The sequence below is a fragment of the Pedobacter sandarakinus genome, from assembly GCF_026240095.1.
Taxonomy (GTDB): domain Bacteria; phylum Bacteroidota; class Bacteroidia; order Sphingobacteriales; family Sphingobacteriaceae; genus Pedobacter; species Pedobacter sandarakinus.
The window spans coordinates 955,260-976,893 of sequence record NZ_JAPIVG010000001.1; the positions used below are offsets into that span (position 1 = coordinate 955,260).

20 protein-coding genes are annotated in these 21,634 nt (G+C 39.6%); 9 read left to right on the forward strand and 11 right to left on the reverse strand.

Annotated elements, in window-relative coordinates; all coding sequences use genetic code 11:
• The first annotated feature begins 622 nt into the window (after positions 1 to 622).
• On the forward strand, positions 623 to 2,005 hold the full coding sequence (locus OQ268_RS04055; RefSeq protein ID WP_265854816.1) for an MBL fold metallo-hydrolase RNA specificity domain-containing protein: 1,383 nt from the start codon (positions 623 to 625) through the stop codon (positions 2,003 to 2,005).
• Between the two features lie 51 nt (positions 2,006 to 2,056).
• Here the strand turns inward: OQ268_RS04055 and OQ268_RS04060 are convergent, their stop codons facing one another.
• Complete coding sequence (locus OQ268_RS04060; RefSeq protein ID WP_265854817.1) at positions 2,057 to 3,304, reverse strand: glutamate-5-semialdehyde dehydrogenase; 1,248 nt, start codon at positions 3,302 to 3,304, stop codon at positions 2,057 to 2,059.
• A 48-nt stretch (positions 3,305 to 3,352) separates the two neighbouring features.
• Positions 3,353 to 4,429, reverse strand: a complete 1,077-nt coding sequence (gene proB / locus OQ268_RS04065; protein ID WP_265854818.1) for a glutamate 5-kinase — start codon at positions 4,427 to 4,429, stop codon at positions 3,353 to 3,355.
• Between the two features lie 334 nt (positions 4,430 to 4,763).
• On the opposite strand from proB, the gene OQ268_RS04070 reads away from it, so the two are divergent.
• From OQ268_RS04070 to def, 4 genes are all read left to right on the forward strand, one after another.
• A complete protein-coding gene (locus OQ268_RS04070) occupies positions 4,764 to 6,917 on the forward strand; it encodes a S9 family peptidase (RefSeq protein ID WP_265854819.1) in 2,154 nt (717 codons plus the stop codon).
• An 84-nt stretch (positions 6,918 to 7,001) separates the two neighbouring features.
• Positions 7,002 to 7,454 carry a hypothetical protein gene (locus OQ268_RS04075; RefSeq protein WP_265854820.1) on the forward strand — a complete coding sequence of 151 codons (453 nt, stop codon included), beginning with the start codon at positions 7,002 to 7,004 and terminating at the stop codon, positions 7,452 to 7,454.
• Positions 7,455 to 7,479: 25 nt separating this feature from the next.
• Positions 7,480 to 8,712 (forward strand): M16 family metallopeptidase, encoded by a 1,233-nt coding sequence (locus OQ268_RS04080; RefSeq protein ID WP_265854821.1) that lies wholly within the window; start codon positions 7,480 to 7,482, stop codon positions 8,710 to 8,712.
• Positions 8,713 to 8,849: 137 nt separating this feature from the next.
• Positions 8,850 to 9,410, forward strand: a complete 561-nt coding sequence (gene def / locus OQ268_RS04085) for a peptide deformylase (RefSeq protein WP_265854822.1) — start codon at positions 8,850 to 8,852, stop codon at positions 9,408 to 9,410.
• Positions 9,411 to 10,721: 1,311 nt separating this feature from the next.
• On the opposite strand, the gene OQ268_RS04090 is transcribed toward def, so the two are convergent.
• From OQ268_RS04090 to OQ268_RS04100, 3 genes are read right to left on the reverse strand one after another with little or no spacing between them, the layout of a single operon-like run.
• The gene (locus OQ268_RS04090; protein WP_265854823.1) at positions 10,722 to 11,360 is read right to left on the reverse strand and encodes a peptidase associated/transthyretin-like domain-containing protein; all 639 of its coding nucleotides are present in this window, start codon (positions 11,358 to 11,360) and stop codon (positions 10,722 to 10,724) included.
• Positions 11,361 to 11,412: 52 nt separating this feature from the next.
• Positions 11,413 to 11,658 carry a NifU family protein gene (locus OQ268_RS04095; protein ID WP_265854824.1) on the reverse strand — a complete coding sequence of 82 codons (246 nt, stop codon included), beginning with the start codon at positions 11,656 to 11,658 and terminating at the stop codon, positions 11,413 to 11,415.
• A gap of 35 nt (positions 11,659 to 11,693) precedes the next feature.
• Positions 11,694 to 12,770, reverse strand: a complete 1,077-nt coding sequence (locus OQ268_RS04100) for an Mrp/NBP35 family ATP-binding protein (protein ID WP_265854825.1) — start codon at positions 12,768 to 12,770, stop codon at positions 11,694 to 11,696.
• 130 nt (positions 12,771 to 12,900) lie between these two features.
• Here OQ268_RS04100 and OQ268_RS04105 point away from each other — a divergent pair, with 130 nt between their 5' ends.
• From OQ268_RS04105 to OQ268_RS04115, 3 genes are read left to right on the forward strand one after another with little or no spacing between them, the layout of a single operon-like run.
• Positions 12,901 to 15,045, forward strand: a complete 2,145-nt coding sequence (locus tag OQ268_RS04105) for a transglycosylase domain-containing protein (protein ID WP_265854826.1) — start codon at positions 12,901 to 12,903, stop codon at positions 15,043 to 15,045.
• A 33-nt stretch (positions 15,046 to 15,078) separates the two neighbouring features.
• Complete coding sequence (gene hpt / locus OQ268_RS04110) at positions 15,079 to 15,621, forward strand: hypoxanthine phosphoribosyltransferase (RefSeq protein WP_265854827.1); 543 nt, start codon at positions 15,079 to 15,081, stop codon at positions 15,619 to 15,621.
• Between the two features lie 54 nt (positions 15,622 to 15,675).
• On the forward strand, positions 15,676 to 16,335 hold the full coding sequence (locus tag OQ268_RS04115) for a phosphatidylserine decarboxylase family protein (protein ID WP_265854828.1): 660 nt from the start codon (positions 15,676 to 15,678) through the stop codon (positions 16,333 to 16,335).
• A 263-nt stretch (positions 16,336 to 16,598) separates the two neighbouring features.
• Here OQ268_RS04115 and OQ268_RS04120 read toward each other — a convergent pair whose 3' ends face one another.
• The 6 genes from OQ268_RS04120 to OQ268_RS04145 form a co-directional block, all read right to left on the reverse strand.
• Positions 16,599 to 17,774: a mechanosensitive ion channel family protein gene (locus OQ268_RS04120; protein WP_265854829.1), complete on the reverse strand. Its 1,176-nt coding sequence runs from the start codon at positions 17,772 to 17,774 to the stop codon at positions 16,599 to 16,601.
• Positions 17,775 to 17,885: 111 nt separating this feature from the next.
• The gene (rplS, locus tag OQ268_RS04125; RefSeq protein WP_322973933.1) at positions 17,886 to 18,233 is read right to left on the reverse strand and encodes a 50S ribosomal protein L19; all 348 of its coding nucleotides are present in this window, start codon (positions 18,231 to 18,233) and stop codon (positions 17,886 to 17,888) included.
• A 137-nt stretch (positions 18,234 to 18,370) separates the two neighbouring features.
• Positions 18,371 to 19,045 (reverse strand): tRNA (guanosine(37)-N1)-methyltransferase TrmD, encoded by a 675-nt coding sequence (trmD, locus tag OQ268_RS04130; protein WP_265854830.1) that lies wholly within the window; start codon positions 19,043 to 19,045, stop codon positions 18,371 to 18,373.
• Positions 19,046 to 19,126: 81 nt separating this feature from the next.
• Positions 19,127 to 19,558, reverse strand: coding sequence for a hypothetical protein (locus OQ268_RS04135; RefSeq protein ID WP_265854831.1), 432 nt, complete (start codon positions 19,556 to 19,558; stop codon positions 19,127 to 19,129).
• 51 nt (positions 19,559 to 19,609) lie between these two features.
• Positions 19,610 to 20,137 (reverse strand): ribosome maturation factor RimM, encoded by a 528-nt coding sequence (gene rimM, locus OQ268_RS04140; RefSeq protein ID WP_265854832.1) that lies wholly within the window; start codon positions 20,135 to 20,137, stop codon positions 19,610 to 19,612.
• Between the two features lie 159 nt (positions 20,138 to 20,296).
• Positions 20,297 to 20,857, reverse strand: a complete 561-nt coding sequence (locus tag OQ268_RS04145) for a 30S ribosomal protein S16 (RefSeq protein ID WP_265854833.1) — start codon at positions 20,855 to 20,857, stop codon at positions 20,297 to 20,299.
• 143 nt (positions 20,858 to 21,000) lie between these two features.
• Between OQ268_RS04145 and OQ268_RS04150 the strand changes: the two genes are divergently transcribed.
• A complete protein-coding gene (locus OQ268_RS04150; protein ID WP_265854834.1) occupies positions 21,001 to 21,522 on the forward strand; it encodes a 5' nucleotidase, NT5C type in 522 nt (173 codons plus the stop codon).
• Positions 21,523 to 21,634: the final 112 nt, after the last annotated feature.

Genomic DNA, 21,634 nt, shown 5'->3' on the forward strand with positions numbered 1-21,634 from the left:
ATCTTGATTTGGAAAACAAGCGCATGCAAGCCTTGGCGGCCAATAGCCCTGCTAACCGCTTTACTCCGCCAAAAAAACACTGCTTTATTTACAATTACAGCAAAAAGCTATTTTTAGTACAGCCAAGGGGCGTCGTGTTCGCTAATATCAGGTTTAAGTGGCAAGGCAATATGCCTTTATACAACAGGGCCTGTGCATTTGGATGGGTTCCCAAAAATAGCCTTACAACATAAAGTATATTAAACCCGATAGCAGTGTAAATCCCCCGATTTTTCATCGGGGATTGAAACGAATAGCGGGACTGAAGTAACCGAAAACCCACTGTAAGTGCTTTACAAAAACCTAAATAAGCAATTTATACGCCTAACACAGAAAATTTATAGCCTGTTGGAGTCTCGTTAAAGCTGGTAGAAATGAGGTAATTAAAATAGTCTGAGATTTTGGATGGCCAAATATCCAAAAAAAATTACCTCACCTTGTTTAAAAATTACGCCAATTGTACTACTTTACACAGATAAAATTAACCATTTGGGCTCTGTAAATAACACATTCGGTTAAAATAGACCGTTTAATTGTTTCAACAAAAACAGGGGCCCGAACAATTTACCCTATACTAAGAAAAATGAAGTTAACGTTTTGGGGCGCTGCGCAACAGGTAACAGGCAGTATGCACTTGCTAGAGGTTGGCCATTATAAAATATTAATAGATTGTGGTTTAGACTACGAAAAAGACACTTACCAGGAAGAGAACCAACAATTTCCATTCGACCCGGAAAGTATTAATTTGGTTATTTTAACCCACGCACACATCGATCATTCGGGTAATTTGCCTACGCTAGTGCGCATGGGCTTTAGTGGGCAAGTGCTTTGTACCTCTCCCACGGCAGATTTAACTTCGATTTTATTATTCGATTCGGTGGAGCTTTTTTTAAGAAAACAAAGCAGAAAACCACGAACAAAACGGGGCAATTTTAGCGGTCCGAAACCGCTGTATTTGCACAAGCATGTAATGGATACGATAGATCGTTTTGTAACCATTGCCTTTAACAAACCATTTAAAATTAATGGCGACATTTCATTAACCTTTATACCTGTGGGGCATTTATTAGGTGCCGCAGCAGCCGTTTTAACCATTAATGATAATGGAGCAGAAAAGAAAATCGCATTTTCTGGCGACATCGGCAGGGAGCACTACCCAGTTTTAGTTAAGCCAGAGCCCATACCGCCTGTAGATTATTTTGTTTGCGAAGCCACTTATGGCGGAAGGTACCATAGCAAAGAAATGACGCTTGAAGACCGATTGGTTAAGGAAATTGAAGAGGCTTGTATTAAAACCCCAGGCCGTCTAATTATTCCCGCATTTAGTATTGGAAGAACGCAATCGCTGGTTTTTGCGCTTAACCAAATCTTTACCAAAAAACGCTTGCCACCAGTGCAAATTTTCGTTGATAGCCCGATGGCCATACAAGCTACAGATGTGTACCGAAAGCATCATAATCTGGTTAATCAGGAAGCTAAGGATTTCTACAAAACCATGGGCGATGAGTTTGAATTTGAACACCTGGCCTACGTACAAACAATGAAAGAAAGTAAAGACGTTTCTAACTACTTCGACCCTTGTATTATTATTTCTTCGGCGGGTATGTTAGAAGGCGGCCGAATTCAAGATCATTTATACTACAACATTCAAAACTACTATTGCACTATCCTTTTTATTGGCTATTGCGCAAAAGGAACTCTTGGCTATAAACTATTAAGTGGTGCACCAATCGTTCGGATTAAAGATCGGGAAATGATGGTTTATGCAACCATTAGGCAAACCGATTTGTTAAGCGGACACGGAGACCACGACGATCTGGTTAGAACAGTTAAGCAGACCGGGCAACCCAAACAAGTTTTCCTGGTTCATGGTGAAGATAAAAGCTTAACAAGTTTGGCATCGGCGTTGGAAAATGACGGCTTCAATGTGGTTGCGCCACAAAGAGGCGAAGTTTTCGAGCTATAAATCACAGTATATAACACCGGCTTTGGCTTAGGTGTGCTTATGCAAAACTGCTTATTTCCTGACCTGTCCGTTACCCCGCACAACCCATTTATAGCTGGTAAGTTCCTCCAATCCCATTGGTCCGCGGGCATGAAGTTTTTGGGTGCTAATTCCAATTTCTGCACCAAGCCCAAATTGCGCACCATCGGTAAAACCTGTAGATGCATTGGCATAGACCGCTGCTGCATCTACCTCATTCAAAAATCTGGCGATGGTATCGGCATCTTCAGCAATCACAGCTTCGCTGTGCTTCGAGCTATAAGCTGCAATGTGGTTTAATGCCGTATCTAAACTGTCTACCACTTTAACAGATAGCTTAAGCGCTAAGAACTCGGTTCCAAAATGTTCTGTTTGGGCCGGCTTTAGTAGTTCAGTGGGGTAGCTATTACTTAATACTTCGAAACTTGCTGCGTCTGCAAAAATTTCTACTGCCGCAGCTGCCAAAGGAGATAAGAGTTGAGGCAAATCTACCATTCTATTGCGATGTACAAGTACACAATCTAAGGCATTGCAAACACTCACCCGCCTGGTTTTTGCATTCAAAATAATGGCTTTGCCTTTTTCTAAATCGCCAGAAACATCAAAATAAGTGTGTACAATACCAGCTCCAGTCTCAATCACCGGGATTTTGCTGTTTTCGCGAACATAATTAATTAACGACTGACTCCCACGGGGGATCAATACATCAACAAACCCCCTTGCATTTAATAAGGCTTCAGTCGCGGCCCGTTCTGCTGGCAACAGGGTTAGCACCTCCGGGTTGATATTGTGATTTTCTAAAACCTGGTGTATCAGTTTCGTTATCGCCAGATTGGAAAATTCCGCATCGCTGCCGCCTTTTAAAACAGCTACATTGCCGGTTTTAAAACACAAAGAAAATACATCTGCAGTAACATTAGGACGTGCTTCATAAATAACGCCGATTACGCCAAGCGGCACCCGTAGTTTTTGGATGTGTAATTGGTTATCCAGCACTCTGTCGCTTAAAACCATCCCCAAAGGACTATCTAGTTCTGCCACATTGCCCACATCAGCAGCAATATCCGTAATACGTTGGCTTGTGAGTTTAAGCCGATCGTATTTCGGGTCTTCAACAGGCATTTTCGCCAAGTCCTTTTCATTTTCAACAAGAATGGTTGCGGCGTTTTGCACCAAAGCTTCGGCAAGGTCTGCCAATACGTTATCAATAGTTGCTTTACTTAACCCAACTAGAGTTCTGCTGGCCTGTGCTGCCTTTTCGAAATATATCTTGTAATCCATTTTGTGTGTGTCGAGATGCGGATAATGCAAAAATTAGCCCTTATGTCTTTAGCTTAAATACAAATAATCGTAGTGAACCAATGCTTTCTGCTTCTTTTGACCCATTCGATCTTTGGCTTTATCAGCACCATATTCGGCAATCCCCAGGCCAATCAACCGGTTTTCTTCATCTATAATTTTAATAATATCGCCCTTTAAAAAATCTGATTGAACTTCGATAATCCCGATGGGCAGTAAACTAGTTGCCTTCCCTGAGGTAAGCACGGCTTTGGCTCCGTCATTCAATTTCACGATACCTGTAGCGGCGGTTTCAGAATGTGCAATCCATTTTTTCTTGCCCGATTTAATTTTATCAGGTATGAAGCGGGTATGCACAACCTTGTTTTCAAGTAGATCTGCCAATACATTGTTGGTGGTTCCATTTGCAATGTGTACGGCAATTCCCAACCTGGCTACTTTCTGGGCAATAGTAGATTTGGTAACCATGCCGCCACGGCCAAATTGCGATTTTCCAGTTTGAATGAATGCGGCCAAGTTATTAACTGAACCCGAAATTTCTTCTATTACATGCGATCCCTCAACTTGTGGATCGCCATTGTAAATGCCATTTACATTAGATAGGATGATTAACGCATCGGCATTTAGCATCGATGCAATCAGGCCAGCCAGCTCATCATTATCGGTAAACATCAATTCGGTAACTGAAACCACATCATTTTCATTAACCACCGGTATCACATTATTCTGCAACAAAATCTGCAAACAGTTTTTCATGTTCAGGTAATGTGCCCGGTCTCTGAAATCTTCCTTGGTAACCAGCACCTGTGCGCATTTAAGCTGATGGGCATCAAAAAAGGTTGCGTAAGTATTAATGAGTTTCACCTGGCCTATAGCCGCAAGCAATTGGCGAGTAGTTACAGCATCTTGCTTTTCGGTTACTTTAATTAAGCTTCTTCCGGATGCTACTGCCCCAGAAGATACCAAAATAACTTCTATACCTAAAGCTTTTATCTCCGCAATTTGATCTACAAGATGCCTAATCCGCGTTTCATCTGGCAAGCCATTAGCTTGTGTAATTACATTAGATCCAACTTTTACAACAATTTTTTTGTACCCTAATTTCATCTGCTTCTTCAATGGTTTGGGCATTGGCCCATGGCTATCGCTGCTTTAAAAATGCTGTGGCAATTTAGCATCTATTTTTTTGAATTTAAATGATACTGCACATTGATGTTTCACTTTTACCAAAATGGCAATTTTTTAAATGTGCAAAGGTTTTTTGTTGCCAAAAGCGTTAAGCTTTGGTTCATAAACCCGACAGAAACGAAAATCGCCCGATTTTTCATCGGGAATTGTAGTGCATGGCGGGGCTGAAAACCGCCATGAAAGGTTACCGCTGATTTCCAAATTAAAATCTGACACAAAATGCATAAATTGCGTTAACCTGAACCAAACCCTCATGAAGAAACGCATTTTACCCGCACTGCTTTTACTCAATGCAATGGCAGCCTGCAATAACCCACAGAAGAAAGAAATGGAACCCATAAAATGGCCAGATGCTAAAGCGCCCGTTGCCGAAGTTATCCCCTTTAAAAGAATTTTGCATGGAGATACTGTTGTAGACAACTACTACTGGATGATCGACTACTTTAAGAAAGGGCCCGATAGCACTAAGGTGGTGAATTATCTTAAAGCCGAAAATGCTTACCTGGATACGATGATGAAGAGCACTGATGCTTTCCAGGCAGATTTGTTTAAGGAAATGAAAGCCAGAATTAAGGAAAAAGACGAATCTGTTCCTGTTTTCAGGAATGGCTACTTTTATTATTCGAGAACCGAAGATGGCAAGCAATATTTTAAATACTGCCGTAAAAAAGGAAACTTGAGTGCCAAAGAGGAAGTGTTGTTAGATGTAGATGAAATGGCAAAAGGGCATTCATACTATAGTGCAACCAGTTTCAGTGTAAGTCCGGATAATAAGTTGCTGGCTTACGGCGTAGACCAGGTTTCGCGCAGGCAGTATACCATTTACATCAAAAATTTAGAGACTGGCGAAACGTATAAAGACGCCATCACCAATACTCAAGGTCCGGTAGCATGGGCAAACGACAACAAGACTTTCTTTTATACGGCAAAAAATCCGATAACCTTGCTTAGTGAGAAAATCAAAAAGCATATCCTTGGCGCCGATGCTAAAACTGATGCGGTAGTTTACAATGAGAAAGATAATACCAACTATATTGGCGTAGGCAAATCTAAAAACGGGAAGTTCATTTTTATTGCGTCTCAAGGTACCCTTACATCAGAATATAAAATGATAAATGCCGACCAGCCAGAAAGTGCATTTAAAGTATTCGCTGCCAGAACCAAAGATATGCTTTATGAAGTTATGCCTGTCGACGGAAAATTCTTGATCTTGACCAACTGGAAAGCCAAAAATTTTAGGTTAATGGAGTGCCCACTAGATAAAACAGAGAAAGAAAACTGGAAAGAAGTGATTGAACACCGTTCTGATGTTTTGCTGGAAAGTGTAGAAGAGTTTAAAGATTACACTGTGCTATCTGAGCGTAAAAATGGCTTAACTGAGCTCAGGGTATTGAAAAAAGATGGTAGCGATTACTACATTAAATTTGATGAACCCGCTTACAATGCCGGGCTTAGCAACAACCCAGAATATAACAGCCAGACTTTACGCTATAATTATACTTCGCTAACTACACCTAGCACGGTTTATGATTATAACATGCAGAACAAGGAACAGCACTTGATGAAGCAGCAAGAGATATTGGGTGGCTATAATGCAAAAGATTATGTTACCGAACGGGTTTTCGCCACGGCCAAAGATGGAACCAAAGTGCCTGTTGCGCTGGTTTATAAAAAAGGTTTCGAGAAAAACGGAAAATCTCCGCTATTACTGTATGGCTATGGATCTTACGGATCGAACGCTGATGTTTACTTTACTTCCGTTCGTTTAAGCTTACTGGATCGTGGTTTTGTTTTCGCGATTGCAAATGTACGTGGCGGGCAAGAGTTAGGGCGGCAATGGTACGAAGATGGTAAGTTAATGAAGAAGAAAAATACTTTTACTGATTTTATTGCCGCCGGCGAATACCTCATCGAGCAGAAATATACCTCTAAAGGTCATTTATATGCCAATGGAGGAAGTGCCGGAGGTTTGCTGATGGGTGCTGTAGTAAACCTGGCGCCAGATTTATGGAATGGTGTAATTGCCGATGTGCCTTTTGTAGATGTGGTGAATACGATGTTAGATGAAAGCATTCCGCTTACCACCAATGAATTTGATGAGTGGGGAAATCCGAAGTTTAAGGATGCCTATATGTATATGAAAAGTTACTCACCTTACGAAAATGTAGAACAAAAGGCTTATCCAAACATGCTTGTTACCACCGGCTTGCACGATAGCCAGGTGCAGTATTTCGAGCCCGCTAAGTGGGTGGCAAAACTTAGGGCAACCAAAACAGACAACAATGTACTCTTGTTAAAAACCAATATGGAGTTCGGGCATGGTGGCGCATCGGGTCGGTTCGATTACCTAAAAGAGGAGGCGCTGGCTTATGCTTTCCTCTTCAAGCTAGAAGGCATCACTAAATAGTTCAACGGGCTTGTTTTACACGATGACATTCTTCAATAAAACGAGCCTCTCCAATAACCTAAAACCAATGTTACCTTTAACGCTATGAACGCTAAAGTAAAAATTCTTCAAACCATCCACATGGCATTATGTGCTGGTGTTTTCCTGTTTGCAGCCGTAACTACCTTCATCACAGGAGAACAATTGTTTTTTGATGCCAATCCGGCACGAACAGCCCCGTTTAACCCCATATTTCCAATTGTGGGGCTTATCAGTATTTCAGTAAGTATTATTGCGTTTAAAAATGTAATTGCTAAGATCGACCAAACTGCGAATAGCGAAATTAAAATTGCCCAGTACCAAACTGCCTTTATGGTTAGCGCTGCGCTATTAGAAGGAGGTGCATTGTTTAATATTGTGGGTTCATTTATTTCACACAATGCGTTTTTCTTATTGTTTGCCGCCGCGAATCTCATCTTCTTAATTCGCCTTCGGCCAACTAAAGATAAATTGATATCTGCCTTACAATTGCAATATCCAGATACAGAAGCTTTATAACAATAAGCCGTATCTTTGTGTACCAATGGAATACAATGTACATACTTTACCGAATGGCATCCGCTTGTTGCATGTGCCTTCGGCCTCAACTATATCGCATGCCTGCATCATCGTTAATACTGGTGCCAGGGATGAACCTGAAGGAAAAGCTGGTTTAGCACATTTTATAGAACACCTGATTTTCAAGCGTACTGAAAAACGCAGTACCAACCAAATTTTAAACCGTTTAGAAAGTGTAGGTGCCGATCTAAATGCTTATACTACTAAAGAATATACCTGTGTTCATGCATCGTTTTTAAACCCATATTTAGACCGAACGCTTGAGTTATTCAATGATATTATCTTCCATTCTACTTTTCCGGAAGAAGAGATGGATAAGGAAAAAGGTGTAATTTTAGATGAAATAGCATCTTATTTAGATCAACCTGAAGAAGCGATAAATGATGATTTTGAAGACATGCTCTTTGCTGGAAATCCACTGGGAAACAATATTTTAGGCACAACAGATTCGGTAAAAAACTTTACCCGACAGGATGTAATCGATTTTAGAGACGCAAATTACCGTACCAACCAAATTGTTGTTGCAGTATTAGGCAATTACCCTTTTAAAAGTCTGGTAAATAAAGGCAGCAGGCATTTTGGTAGCGTAGCCGAAAATACACCAATGCAATACCGCGTTAAGCCCGAAATTTTAGGTCAGAAAAATACAACCGTATATAAACCTATTATGCAAACACATTGCATGTTAGGAGCACAAAGCTTTTCTACCCATCATGCGAGCAAGGCTGGGTTAATGCTTTTAAATAATTATTTTGGCGGTAATGGCATGAGCTCGGTTCTTAACCTTCAAATTAGAGAGAAATATGGCATTGCCTATACTATAGAATCAAATTTTTCGCCGTTAAGTGATACAGGAATATTCTCTATTTATTTTGGAACCGATCAGGAAAAATACAATAAGGCCCTATCCCTCATCTTTAAAGAAATTAAAAAGTTAAAGGAAAACCCACTCAACGAAGTACAACTTCAAAAGGCAAAGAATAAGTTTATTGGCCAAATTGCACTCGGTGAAGAAAATAGAATTGGCTTAATTATTTCAATGGCGAAAAGCCTGATAGACCACAACCAAATCGACTCGTTAGAAACGGTTTTCAGAAAAATTACCGCCGTAACTACGCATCAGATTGCAGATATTGCTCATCAGGTTTTGGATATAGATCAACTGAACGTTTTTACATTCTCGCCCATAACAGAATAATTCTTATTTTTGCAGGGTCGGGTTCAGTTGAATGATTTACTGTTTTATTAGTTGCAAACAAGATATTATTATTGGAATCCCGACAAACAAAATAAATCAAAAATTTGGATGCGTGCATCTAGAGAATATATAAAAAAATGAAATTACCTATTGTAGCATACGGAGATCCTGTTTTAAAGAAAGTTGGCAGTGAAATCGATAAAGATTACCCGGAACTAAAGCAGCTCATCAGCAACATGTTCGATACCATGTATCACGCCAGCGGAGTTGGTTTGGCGGCACCGCAAATAGGCTTACCTATCCGCTTATTTATTGTAGATACAGGCGAAGATGAAGAAGGCAACCCAGGCTATAAGAAAGTATTCATTAATGCAGAAATTTTAGAAGAAACCGGCGAACCTTGGTTTTTCAACGAAGGATGTCTGAGCATTCCAGATATTCGCGAGAATATCTCCAGAAAGCCGAATGTTAAAATTAAATATCTCGACGAGAATTTTGTATCGCACACAGAAGATGTAGACGGAATGCCTGCCCGGGTAATACAACACGAATACGACCATATAGAAGGAAAGCTTTTTACCGATAAAGTGAGTATTTTGCGTAAAACCATGCTCAAAAGCAAGCTAGATGCTATTGCGAAAGGCAATGTAAAAACAGATTACAAAATGAAATTTGCGAATAAGAGCAAGAAAAGGTAACAAATTATAGTATAAATTTTTTTTTGGAGCGCAGGGCTTTTGCTAAGATGTTAGCGCTGTCCTGCTTTCCATTTTAGCTCCAATTTTTGCAAAATTGGAGGCTGCCATTTCAATCAGGGCTAAAACCATGCTGTCCTGCCCTTCGATTTGCGCCGTTGCATAAATCTCATATTTCCACCCAGCAAGCCCAAGTACAAAACCTTCGTTAACCGCAACCCCGGCCTAACAAATTTTTGGACAAGCAATGAAAAAGCCAACCCACTGCCTTCAAAACAAAAATTTTCAGCCGGCAATTTTTGGTACTTTTTGTTGTCAAAAAGGACGAAGCCCGTCTGGCCAAGACAATACAACAACTAAGAAAACCGAAAGGAACAGAAGAAAGGTTTGATGAGAATTAAAATCCCACCCAGCAAGGCCCAAGTACAAAAACTCCGTTAACCGCAACACCGGCCTAACAAATTTTTGGGCAAGCAATGAAAAAGCCAACCCACTGCCTTGAAAACAAAAATTTTCAGCCGGCAATTTTTGGTACTTTTTTGTTGTCAAAAATGACGAAGCCCGTCTGGCCAAGACAATACAACAACTAATAAAACCGAAAGGAACAAAAGAATGGTTTGATGAGAATTAAAATCCCACCCAGCAAGGCCTAAGTACAAAACCTCCGTTAACGGCAACCCCGGCCTAACAAATTTTTGGCCAAGCATTGAATAAGCCAACCCACCGCCTTGAAAACAAAAATTTTCAGCCGGCAATTTTTGGTACTTTTTGTTGTCAAAAAGGACGAAGCCCGTCTGGCCAAGACAATACAGCAACTAAGAAAACCGAAAGGAACAGAAGAAAGGTTTGATGAGAATTAAAATCCCACCCAGCAAGGCCCAAGTACAAGACCTCCGTTAACCGCAACCCCGGCCTAACAAATTTTTTGGGCAAGCAATGAACAAGCCAATCCACTGCCTTTAAAACAAAAATTTTCAGCCGGCAATTGTTGGTACTTTTTGTTGTCAAAAAGGACGAAGCCCGTCTGGCCAAGACAATACAACAACTAAGAAAACCGAAAGAAAACAAAGACTGGTTTGATGAGAATTTAAATGCACCCAGCAAGGCCCCAGTACAAGACCTCCGTTAACCGCAACCCCGGCCTAACAAATGTTTGGGCAAGCACTGAACAAGCCAACCCACTGCCTTTAAAACAAAAATTTTCAGCCGGCAATTTTTGGTACTTTTTGTTGTCAAAAAGGACGAAGCCCGTCTGGCCAAGACAATACAACAGTTAAGAAAACCGAAAGAAAAAAAACTAACGTTAGAAGCACATCAATTCTCGCTTCGCTTCTTATCACCATCAAAAATCTGCTGCATTAGTTTACCCCAGGCGAAGGGGTTTAAAAGCGGATTAGTTTGGACCATATTTTTGTTGATCATCCTATCGAAGTTGTACCGATAATTCTGACTTCCAATTTCCTGTCCATCGCGAGGTAAAGTCTGTATTAAACCATTAATAGATGCCCGGGAAAGGTTCTTCTTGGCGATAGCCAAATCATCATCAGCCAACTTCATGGATAAAAACTCCCTTGTAAACTCTTCAGTTGTTGCCCAAGGAAAAACCCTAACGGAGGGTAAATCAATCACATTTGATTTGAGTTTAACCATGATGGTATATTTATAATCTGGCGTACTTTCTGGAATAACCGTTGAGAATTTTTTGTAGCCGATTGCGGTAAATAGAATAGTATCTCCAGGGTTTACGATGAAAGTAAAATAGCCCCGATAATCTGCGGCAACGCGTTTGCTATAGGCAGATAGATTGGTAATCGTAACATAAGGAATTACATTCGAGCTATCGATATCTGTTATTATTCCAGAAAACTGGATAAGCTTTTCTTGAGCCGGCTTCTGTTGGGCAGAAGCGGTTATCGAAAACAATAAACAAATAAAAGCTACGCAGTATCTCATCAAAACAAAAATAACTTTAAAAATAACACATCGTTGTTAAATAGTGTTAAAGCTAAACTTGCTCTGCCATGTTCACAGCAACGACGGATGTTATCTCAGGAACAGCTTTCATAATGGCCTGTTCTATACCAGATTTCATCGTCATGAAGCTCATTGGACAAGAACCACAGTTACCTAGAAGTTTCAGTTTAACTATTCCCTCAGATGTAATTTCTTCAACAGAAACATCACCTCCATCCGCTTTTAAATAGGGCCTAATGGTTTCCAATGCTTGTTCTACTCGTTCTGTTAAATTCATTATTTGTTATTTAAAAATATAAAAATAGTAATTTTTTAGGACATAGCTGCCTGCGCATTATTGATGGAGATTTGTTGCGCAATTTTACTTGCAATATCTCCAAAGATAACATCTAACAAAGGATTTTGGTTTAAAGCTGCCGGTTTGCCCAGGTCTCCGGCTTCAGCAATACTTTGTATAATGGGAATTTCGCCCAAGAAGGGTACGCTAAACCTTGATGCCAACTCGGTTCCACCACCTTTGCCGAAAATGTAATACTTGTTTTCTGGTAATTCTGCCGGTGTAAAGTAAGACATGTTTTCGATAACACCTAAAATCGGAATATCGATGCCCGGCATGCGGAACATAGCCAAACCTTTGTGTGTATCTGCAAGAGCGACCTGTTGTGGAGTAGTTACCACTACAGCACCGGAAATAGGAAAACTTTGGGTAATGGTAATATGGATATCGCCTGTGCCAGGAGGAAGATCTACAACTAAGTAATCCAATTCTCCCCAGTTTGTGTCGTTAAACAATTGCTTTACCGCATTTGAGGCCATTGGTCCACGCCATGGCACAGGCTGACCAGGATCTGCAAAAAAACCCAGCGATAATAACTTAATTCCATATTTCTCGATAGGCAAAATTTTAGTCTTGCCATCAGCAGTTTCTTCCGCAGCTGGTTTTGCATCAACCAAATCAAACATTGTTGGAACCGAAGGACCGTAAATATCGGCATCAATTAAACCCACTTTTGCACCATCTTTGGCAAGCACTACTGCTAAATTACTCGACACAGTTGATTTACCTACACCACCTTTTCCGGATGAAACTAAAATGATATTTTTAATGTTATCTAGTGAGGATGAACGCAAAGGCTGAGTAACCCGGGATGTTACATTAATCGAGACTTCGGCCTCGGCAGATACGAAATGTTTTACTGCATTTGTACAGGCATTTTTCAGCATCTCCTTCATCGGGCATGCCGGGGTAGTGAGCTCGAGGGTAAAACTGACCTGATTATCGGTAATTTTTAAATCTTTAATCATGTTTAGGGTTACCAGGTCTTTCTTGAGATCCGGATCTTCCACATTTTTTAAAGCATCTAAAACATGTTGTGGGCTTATCTGCATCGTATTGATTTAAATTCAAAATTAACAAAACATAGCCACAAAAACTTTATTTAGGCTTTTAAACTGTAATTTTAACACGAAATAAACATTTAATTGTTACGTTTAAGCAATTAACCTTTTTTAGAAGCAAATGCTAATACCTAAAATTAAGATCCCTAAAAAATATCTAAAAATCGGAGCCTGGGTTTTGGGCGTTCTTTTAATTGTTTGTATCGCATTGGGTGCTGTTGCCTATAGCAAGAGAGAAGCTCTTTTGCACAAAATGATTACCAAGGCGATTGTAAAAGCAGACAAAGATTATGGCTTGGAGCTGAAAATAGGATCTGCTGGTTTTACCGGATTAAGCACGGTCAAAATGACGGGTGTTTCTGTAGTACCAAATCAACGCGATACACTTTCAAGCATTGGCGAACTCAGTGTAGGCGTAAAATTACTTCCGTTGATTTTTGGTAACGTAAAGCTTTCTGAAGTAAAACTTAACAATGGTTTTGTTAGCGTGGTGGTTAAAGATTCGACCACCAACATCGATTTTATCCTGAAAAGAAAGAAAAAAGATAGCACCGAAAATAATGGCAAATCAAACCTGGCAGAGATAGCGAGCAACATTCTAAACCAGGTATTATACAAGATTCCTGATGATATGGATGTCAAAAACATGGTCTTCAAATTTAACGATCACGACACCGCCAAACTTAGCTTTGCTACGGCGGCTACAATAGATGGCGGAGATTTAAAATCGACTATCAACGTTAATGATGGTGAATCTACCTGGCACGTAGACGGCTATGTGAATCCAGGCAGCAAGCAATTAAGTTTTACCGCATACGCCGATGGGAAAAAACTGGAACTCCCATACCTCAACAACAAACTGCACGCAAAAATTAGTTTTGATACCTTACAAACCGAACTAAAAAATGCAAAATACAGCGGAGACGACTACAAAATTTCAGGATCATGGTCGGTAAAGAACATGCTGATTAATCAGCCTAGAATTGCATCAAATGATATTATTGTGCAAAGTGCGAAGTTGGATGCCGATGTTCTGGTAGGTCCTAATTACATCTCTTTAGACAGCACATCTACCGCATTTTTAAAAAATGCCGAAATCCATCCTTATATCAAATACACTTTAGGTAAAAATAAAATCTATGAGTTAAAATTAAATGCCGATGAGCAAGATGCACAAGCCATCTTGGATGCTTTTCCACAGGGATTGTTCGAATCGTTAGAGGGACTGAAAGTACAGGGCAAAATTAAATATAACCTTAATTTTTATCTAGATACCAAAATTCCAGACAGTGTACGTTTTAGTTCAACGCTCACGCCAGTTGGTTTTAAAATTATCCAATGGGGAAAAACAAATCTGCAGAAGATTAATTCGCCTTTTGTATATACGCCGTACGAGTATGGTAAGCCCATGAGAGACATCAATATAGGCCCTGATAATCCAAATTTTACGCCACTCAATGCAATATCAAAAAATTTCGTAAATGCTGTTTTAACGGCAGAAGATCCATCATTTTTCACCCACAATGGATTCGTTGAAGAATCCATCAGAAAGTCGATTGCTGTAAATTTTAAGGAAAAGAAATTTAAACGTGGCGGTAGCACCATTAGCATGCAACTGGTTAAAAATGTATACCTCAGCAGGCAGAAAACCTTGGCCCGCAAAGCCGAAGAAATCTTAATTGTGTGGTTAATTGAGCACAACCATTTAGTAAGCAAACAGAGAATGCTGGAAGTCTATTTCAACATTATGGAATTGGGACAAAATATTTACGGTATTGGCGAAGCTTCGAGGTACTATTTTGGTAAGCAACCTGCAGATTTAACCATTGGCGATGGATTATTTTTAGCAAGCATTGTTCCCAAGCCAAAAGCATCGATGTACAAATTTATGGCAGATGGTAGTTTGAAACCTTACATGTTCAATTACTTTCGCTTTATGGGAAATATAATGGCCAGACGGGGTCTTACGCCTGCAGATACATCTGGTTACGGCTTTTATAATGTCCGCTTAAGAGAAGGTTTGCGCCAGTATTTGGCACCAGATACAGCCGTAGTTGACACCACGGTTTTTGATGATGAGGAAGACGGCATGCCACCTGTGATGATGCAAGACAAAAACAAAAATCTTTTCGATCGGATTTTTGGGGGAGGAAATAGGAAAGACACGACCACAGTGCAGCAGGCAGATACAACAAAATCGAAAAAACAACTCAGACAGGAGCGGAGGGAATTACGCAGAAGAGAAAGGGAGCAAGGCGGTGATTAAAACGCCATCTATTAAAGCTTAGATATTATTATAATGCAGAAAATAAAGATAGCGGAAAAGCAATTCGAAATATTCTTAGAGAACGAAACTATAAATAAGCGTATTAGACTAATTGGTGTACAGCTTAACCTTGCTTACGAGGATAAGTGCCCATTATTTATTGGAATACTGAATGGTAGTTTTTTATTTATGGCCGATTTGATAAAAGAAATAACAATACCATGTGAAGTAGCATTCATGAGAGTAGCCTCGTACGATGGTGCGTCAAGTTCTGGACAAGTAAAAGAGCTAATTGGCCTGCCCCCAAATATTTCCGGTAGAGATATTATTGTTATTGAAGATATTGTAGATACAGGACTAACCTTAACACACATTTTAAAAACAATCAAAGCGCTAAAGCCGGCATCTGTAAAGGTAGCATCACTGTTATTGAAACCCAGCGCCTTAAAGTACCAGATTGAAGATTTAGAGTACGTAGGCTTTGAAATTCCAAATGAGTTTGTTGTTGGCTACGGACTAGACTATAACGGCCTTGGCAGAAATCTAATCGACATTTATAGTGCAACGGAAGGATAATTTAAAGTAGGATTAAATTATTTTTCGCACCTTTGCCCTATAATTTTTTACAAAATGACCATACATAAAGAAGGTTATACCACCATAGCCGTAACCATATTATTGATTTTCGTAATCAACGCTTTTGTTGATTACAAATACTATGACATAACCTGGTTGCGGTGGTTTGTCTATATTTTTTCGGCAGCGCTATTTTTAATTGTGCTGCAGTTTTTTCGCAACCCCAGTCGTAGCTTTTCTTCAGGTGAAGATTTTGTGGTGTGCCCTGCAGACGGGAAAGTGGTTGTAATTGAAGAAACGGAAGAAGGGGAGTATTTCAAAGATAAGCGGTTGCAGGTGTCTATCTTCATGTCTCCAGTCAATGTACACATTAACCGTAATCCCATATCAGGTGTTGTAAAATTCTTCAAATATCACCCCGGAAAATACTTAGCCGCCTGGAATCCAAAATCTTCTACAGAAAACGAAAGAACAACAACCGTTGTTGAGCATAAAAATGGTACGCCTGTCTTGTTCCGTCAAATTGCAGGTGCATTGGCACGCAGAATTGTTTGGTACGTAAAGGAAGGCGATCAGGTGGTTCAATCAGAACAATTTGGTTTTATAAAATTCGGCTCCAGGGTTGATGTTTTCTTACCAGTTGGCACTAAAGTTAATGTTTCATTAAACGAAGTGGTAAAAGGTGGAATCACTACCTTGGCTACCTTAAGTTAGAGAAGATATAAATCTATTTGAACCCCAATTTGGAAGCAATTCTAATTTGGGGTTTTTTGTTAATAGCAAGATTACAATAGGCCTGATTATGATACTTACCAAGAACCATAATTGGTATTGGCAACCTTTGATGTATTTGCGTTACATTGTAAATATGCTCAACCGAGGGCATCTGCTAAATAAAGCGAATGGACACGATAATTCTCGCTGCTAAATAGCATTCAGAAGCTTGAATAATTATCAATGTCAAGCTACGAGATTAATTAGTCTGTAGCATCATTCCCTACCTCTTTTGGCTGTTCTACTGCAGTGGTTTTATCGCTAATCAACCTTTGTGTAGGATAGGCAAAGTCAGATTGGTTGCGCATTACAATATCCATAATTTCTAGGTTTATTTCCTGCCTGATTTTAAGGAACTGCGCAAAATCTAAAACAGTTACAAAATAAGTTACCTCTACATTTAACCCTGAATCGCCAAAGCTTTTGAAAGATGCATTCCCATCGGTATTTGTTCCCTGATGGTTGTGGATATAATTTTCTATGTCGGAAACGATTTCCCGTAACGATGCTGCATTGGTTTCATAGGTAAGGCCAATGGTAAAGTTCACCTTTCTCGAATTTCTAAGGGAGAGGTTCTCCAAAACCCCATCAATCATTCCGCGGTTAGGGATAGTAGCAAGCGTTTTCTCTGATGTTCTTATGCGGGTGCTTCTAAAGCCTACTTTCTCTATTGTTCCTTCTACACCATCAACCCGAACCAGGTCTCCCACAACAAATGGCTTATCTAGAAAGATCGTAAATGAACCAATTAGATTTTCCAAGCTCTCTTTAGCAGCCAGTGCAATAGCAATACCACCAATCCCTAAACCGGTAATAAGTGTTAATACATTTACTTCGAAAACAAAACCGAGAAGCGTAAAGAAACCAATAAATATGACCAATGTTTTGAAAAGCTCTTTCAAGAAAGGCACCAGTTGGTCATCAGATTTGTTATCTGTTAAAGATGCCCGGAAAAGCAGTACGTGGCTGATGAAATCTATAATTCTTAGGATAATCCAAAACGCAGAAAGGATGATCATAAATAAAAAAATCCGGTCAATGCAATCGCCTATGCTAACCGGAACGGCTACCTTAACCTTATCAATAAGTTTGCTGTAATGAAACACTGCCACTTCCAAAGGATGTTTCAGTTGGTTTATAGACAGGTAGAGCGTAGTCAAGAGGATTAGCGTTTCTATTGGCTTAACGAGCAGAGACACAAAAGCGCCATCGTGCGATTGTTGAGAAAAGCGGCTGAATAGCTTAAATAAAAGCTTACTCAGGATTCGGGAAAATATGCGTTTAAAGATTAATCCGAACAGCAATATACCGCCAAAAAGGCAATAAGCTTTCACAGAATTCCCCCAGAAAACTTGTTCGAAAAATACCGAATCTAACATCTTGCTATATATTATGCCCCTGCGGGTGATGAATTACCCAAACTAAGGCTACCTAAACAAAAAAACCTCCACGAAGTTAATCGTGAAGGCTATATCTTATAATAAAGAATATTATTTTCTCAAAGATTTGATACGAGCAGCTTTACCAGTTAAAGCACGTAAGTAGAATAATTTTGCTCTACGAACTTTACCATAGCTATTCACTTCTACTTTCTCGATGTTTGGAGAACTAAAAGGGAAAATACGCTCAACACCAATACCGTTGCTGATTTTGCGAACTGTGAAAGTTTCGTTAGCACCAGCACTGTTACGTTGGATAACAACACCTTGGTAAATTTGAACACGTTCTTTATTACCTTCGCGAATTTTATAGTGTACGCTCACTGTATCGCCAGACTTGAACGCAGGAAAATCTTTTTTCGCGATGGCCTGCTCTTCAACAAATTTTACTAAATCCATGATTTTAAGCTATTAAATCGATATTTCAACCCGTGAAATTCGGATTGCAATATTAGGGTTTTTTTTTCAATTATAAAAACTAATTTTATTTTTTCCACAATCTTTTAGAAATCAACATTCCTTATTGATAAACCGTTCTATTCCAAAAGATCAGGTCGGCGTTGCTTTGTCCTTTCCACGGCCTGTTCATGCCGCCATTCATTCACTTTTGCTTCGTGTCCACTTAGCAAAACATCGGGCACTTTATGCCCACGCCAATCAGCCGGACGGGTATATACAGGCGCATCCAGAAGCTCTCCCTGGAAACTATCAGACAGGGCAGAAGTCTCATCGTTTAATACGCCAGGTATTAACCGAACAACCGCATCAACTACTATAGCTGCAGGCAATTCGCCGCCGCTCAACACGTAATCGCCCACAGAAATTTCCCTTGTTACAAAAACATCGCGAATCCGCTGATCGATGCCCTTGTAATGTCCACACAAAATAATGATATTCTTTTTAATAGACAGTTCGTTGGCTGTGCTTTGGTTAAGCGTAACACCATCAGGGCTCATAAAAATGACTTCATCATATTCCCTTTCTGCCTGCAACTTTTCTATACAGGCTGCAAATGGCTCAATACTCATCACCATGCCGCTTCCTCCGCCATATTGATAATCGTCTACACTCTTTTGTTTGTTGGTAGCATAATCGCGAAGGTTGTGCACCACAATTTCTGCAATCCCTTTCTTTTGTGCCCTTTGTAAAATAGAATGTGCAAAAGGGCTTTCAAGCAATGCAGGCAAAACAGTTATGATATCGAAACGCATAGCGCAAAGGTAGCAATTGAAATTAGAGAAGGCAATCAAATACCACAGCAATAGTTATCTCCTAGAAAAATAGTAAAAAAACTAGTCGAGTGAAGTTACCCTCGCCAATTCATCAACCCATTGAAGTGAGCGGCCGCCATTTTTTCCGTCTACCACTCCTGTCATTCTCATTCTGTTCTCACTGGCAAAAGTAAATTTATTAACGTATTGCTTGCCGGCAAGTTGGTATAACGCATCTGTGCGGGCATAAGTTATATCCAACACATAAGTCTGTCCATCTAAAATCTTAAATGTTCCGCTATGCGTAACAATATGGTTGTTTTGCTCTTTAGAGATATTGTAGAAGCTACCATCTTGCTTAAAAATAACATAGCTTCCTTCATGGTTGGTCATTTTCCAAATACCTATAAAAGGTTTAATTTCTTTAGAACTGGCTTGCTGCACCGTTTTACAGCCATTCAGAATTAGTAATACGGAGAGAATAGCGGTGAGAGAAAATAGTTTTTTGAGCATAATAATTTGATTAGAAATTTCAAATTAATATTTTTTCGTTAAAAATTAAAATTACCTTTCTAAATATACGTCCAATAACCCTTCTGGAAGATTTAAGGTTAAGATTTTTTCCTCGTCGTCAATCTCTACGATGAAGTCTTCATTTAAAGGGAACAAAATCTCCGTCTCACGGTATAAAACGGTTGCGATAAATTGTTGTGGGTATTCATTAACGGCCAAAATCTCACCCAATTCACCAAGTTGTTCATCAATGGCAACGAAACCCTTTAAGTCGGTGTAGAAAAATTCATCTTCATCGCGTTCGGGCATTTTTTCTAAAGGCAGGTAAAGTTTCTTTTTCAAAAGGGGTTGTGCCTTGTCAATATGGTCAACATCATCGAAATTAAAATAACCAGTCTTGTTGGCTTGCAGCTTGCTCTCAGCAACAAAATAAGGAACTAACTTACCGTTCATATCTGCAAAAACCACATCGAAATCGAGCTGTTCATAAGCATCAAATTCAAAAAAAACCTGAACCTCTCCTTTTAAACCCCTCGTTTTGGTCACATAACCAACATAAAATGCTTCTTCGTGTTTCATAGATCAAATGTATTTTATCAGCTAAAGCCAGCTTACCTCATGTATCTAGCCCAACAGCTACTTATCTTTCAATATTGGGCAACTTTTAAATTTTCGTTTAAATAAAAATAGCGTTCCGAAATTCGAAACGCTATCTTTTGTGCATCAAAATAAATGTTATTATTCTGCGCCTTCTTCTTTAGTAGCCTCTGCTGCAGGTGTTTCTTCAGTTGCCTCAGCCTCAACAGCTGGTGCTTCTTCTTCAACAACCTCTTCTGCAACTGGTGCATTTTTAGCTGCAATTGCTGCTGCTCTGTCTTCTTTTTTCTTAGCCTCTGCCGCCAATGCTGCTTTACGCAAATCTGCTTTAGAAGTAGCTAAACCTTCTGTTTTACCAGAAATTTTTCCTGCTTTTGCATCTAACCAAGCTGTGAATTTTTCATCGGCTTGTTCTTGTGTTAAAGCACCTTTTTTAACTCCACCTTCTAAGTGTTTTTTATACAAAATACCTTTGTAAGATAGAATTGCACGAGCTGTATCAGTTGGCTGTGCACCACTGTTTACCCACGCTAAAGTTTTTTCGAAATTAATTTCGATGGTTGCAGGATTGGTGTTAGGGTTATAAGAACCTAAACGCTCAATAAATTTACCATCACGTGGAGAGCGAGAATCTGCTACCACAACGTGGAAAAAAGGCTTACCTTTTTTACCGAATCTTTGCAATCTGATTTTAGTTGCCATTGTTTTTCGTATTTATGTATTCAACATAGTTCCCGGAGCTACATGCTGCGGGGCTGCAAAGATAACTAAAATACTGTAAATTAAAAACATAGTTTAATTTCTTTATTTTCTACAATTTTGGCCTAAACACTTGCAGGCACCATATGTACAAAATTGCTATCGACATGGATGAGGTTATTGCCGATCCGCTAAAGAAATTTATACAACTTTATAACCGAGATTACAATGTCCCGCTCGATCTCAAAATCGATGCTGGTAACGAAATTTATCACCATGTGCCCAAACATGCGAAAGAAAAATGGTTCGAATATATTAACGAACCAGGCTTTTTTAGAGATCTAGAAGTAATCGCCGATAGCCAGTCTGTAATTTCGGCGCTTCAAGAAAAATATGAGGTTTACATTGTTTCTGCAGCTATGGAGTTCCCAAACTGTTTAAAAGATAAATACGATTGGCTGGGCGAACATTTCCCCTTTATCGAATGGAAAAACATCATTTTCTGCGGTACCAAAATTGTAAATACCGATATCATGATAGACGATCGAACTAAAAATTTTATCGATTTCCCCGGTCGGCCGTTATTATTTACCTCCCCGCACAACCTCCTGGTTACAGCTTATGAGCGGGTAAACTCTTGGCAGGAGGTTGCCAAACTGTTGCTTTAAGATAGGTAAGTGAACGTTTGCCTACTATGTCTACTGTAGCCGGGCTTTCCGCTAAATTTTTTTGCTTGCCCTAGTTGGGCCGTCTCCGCAAAAAAGATACCGCTGCAATCCC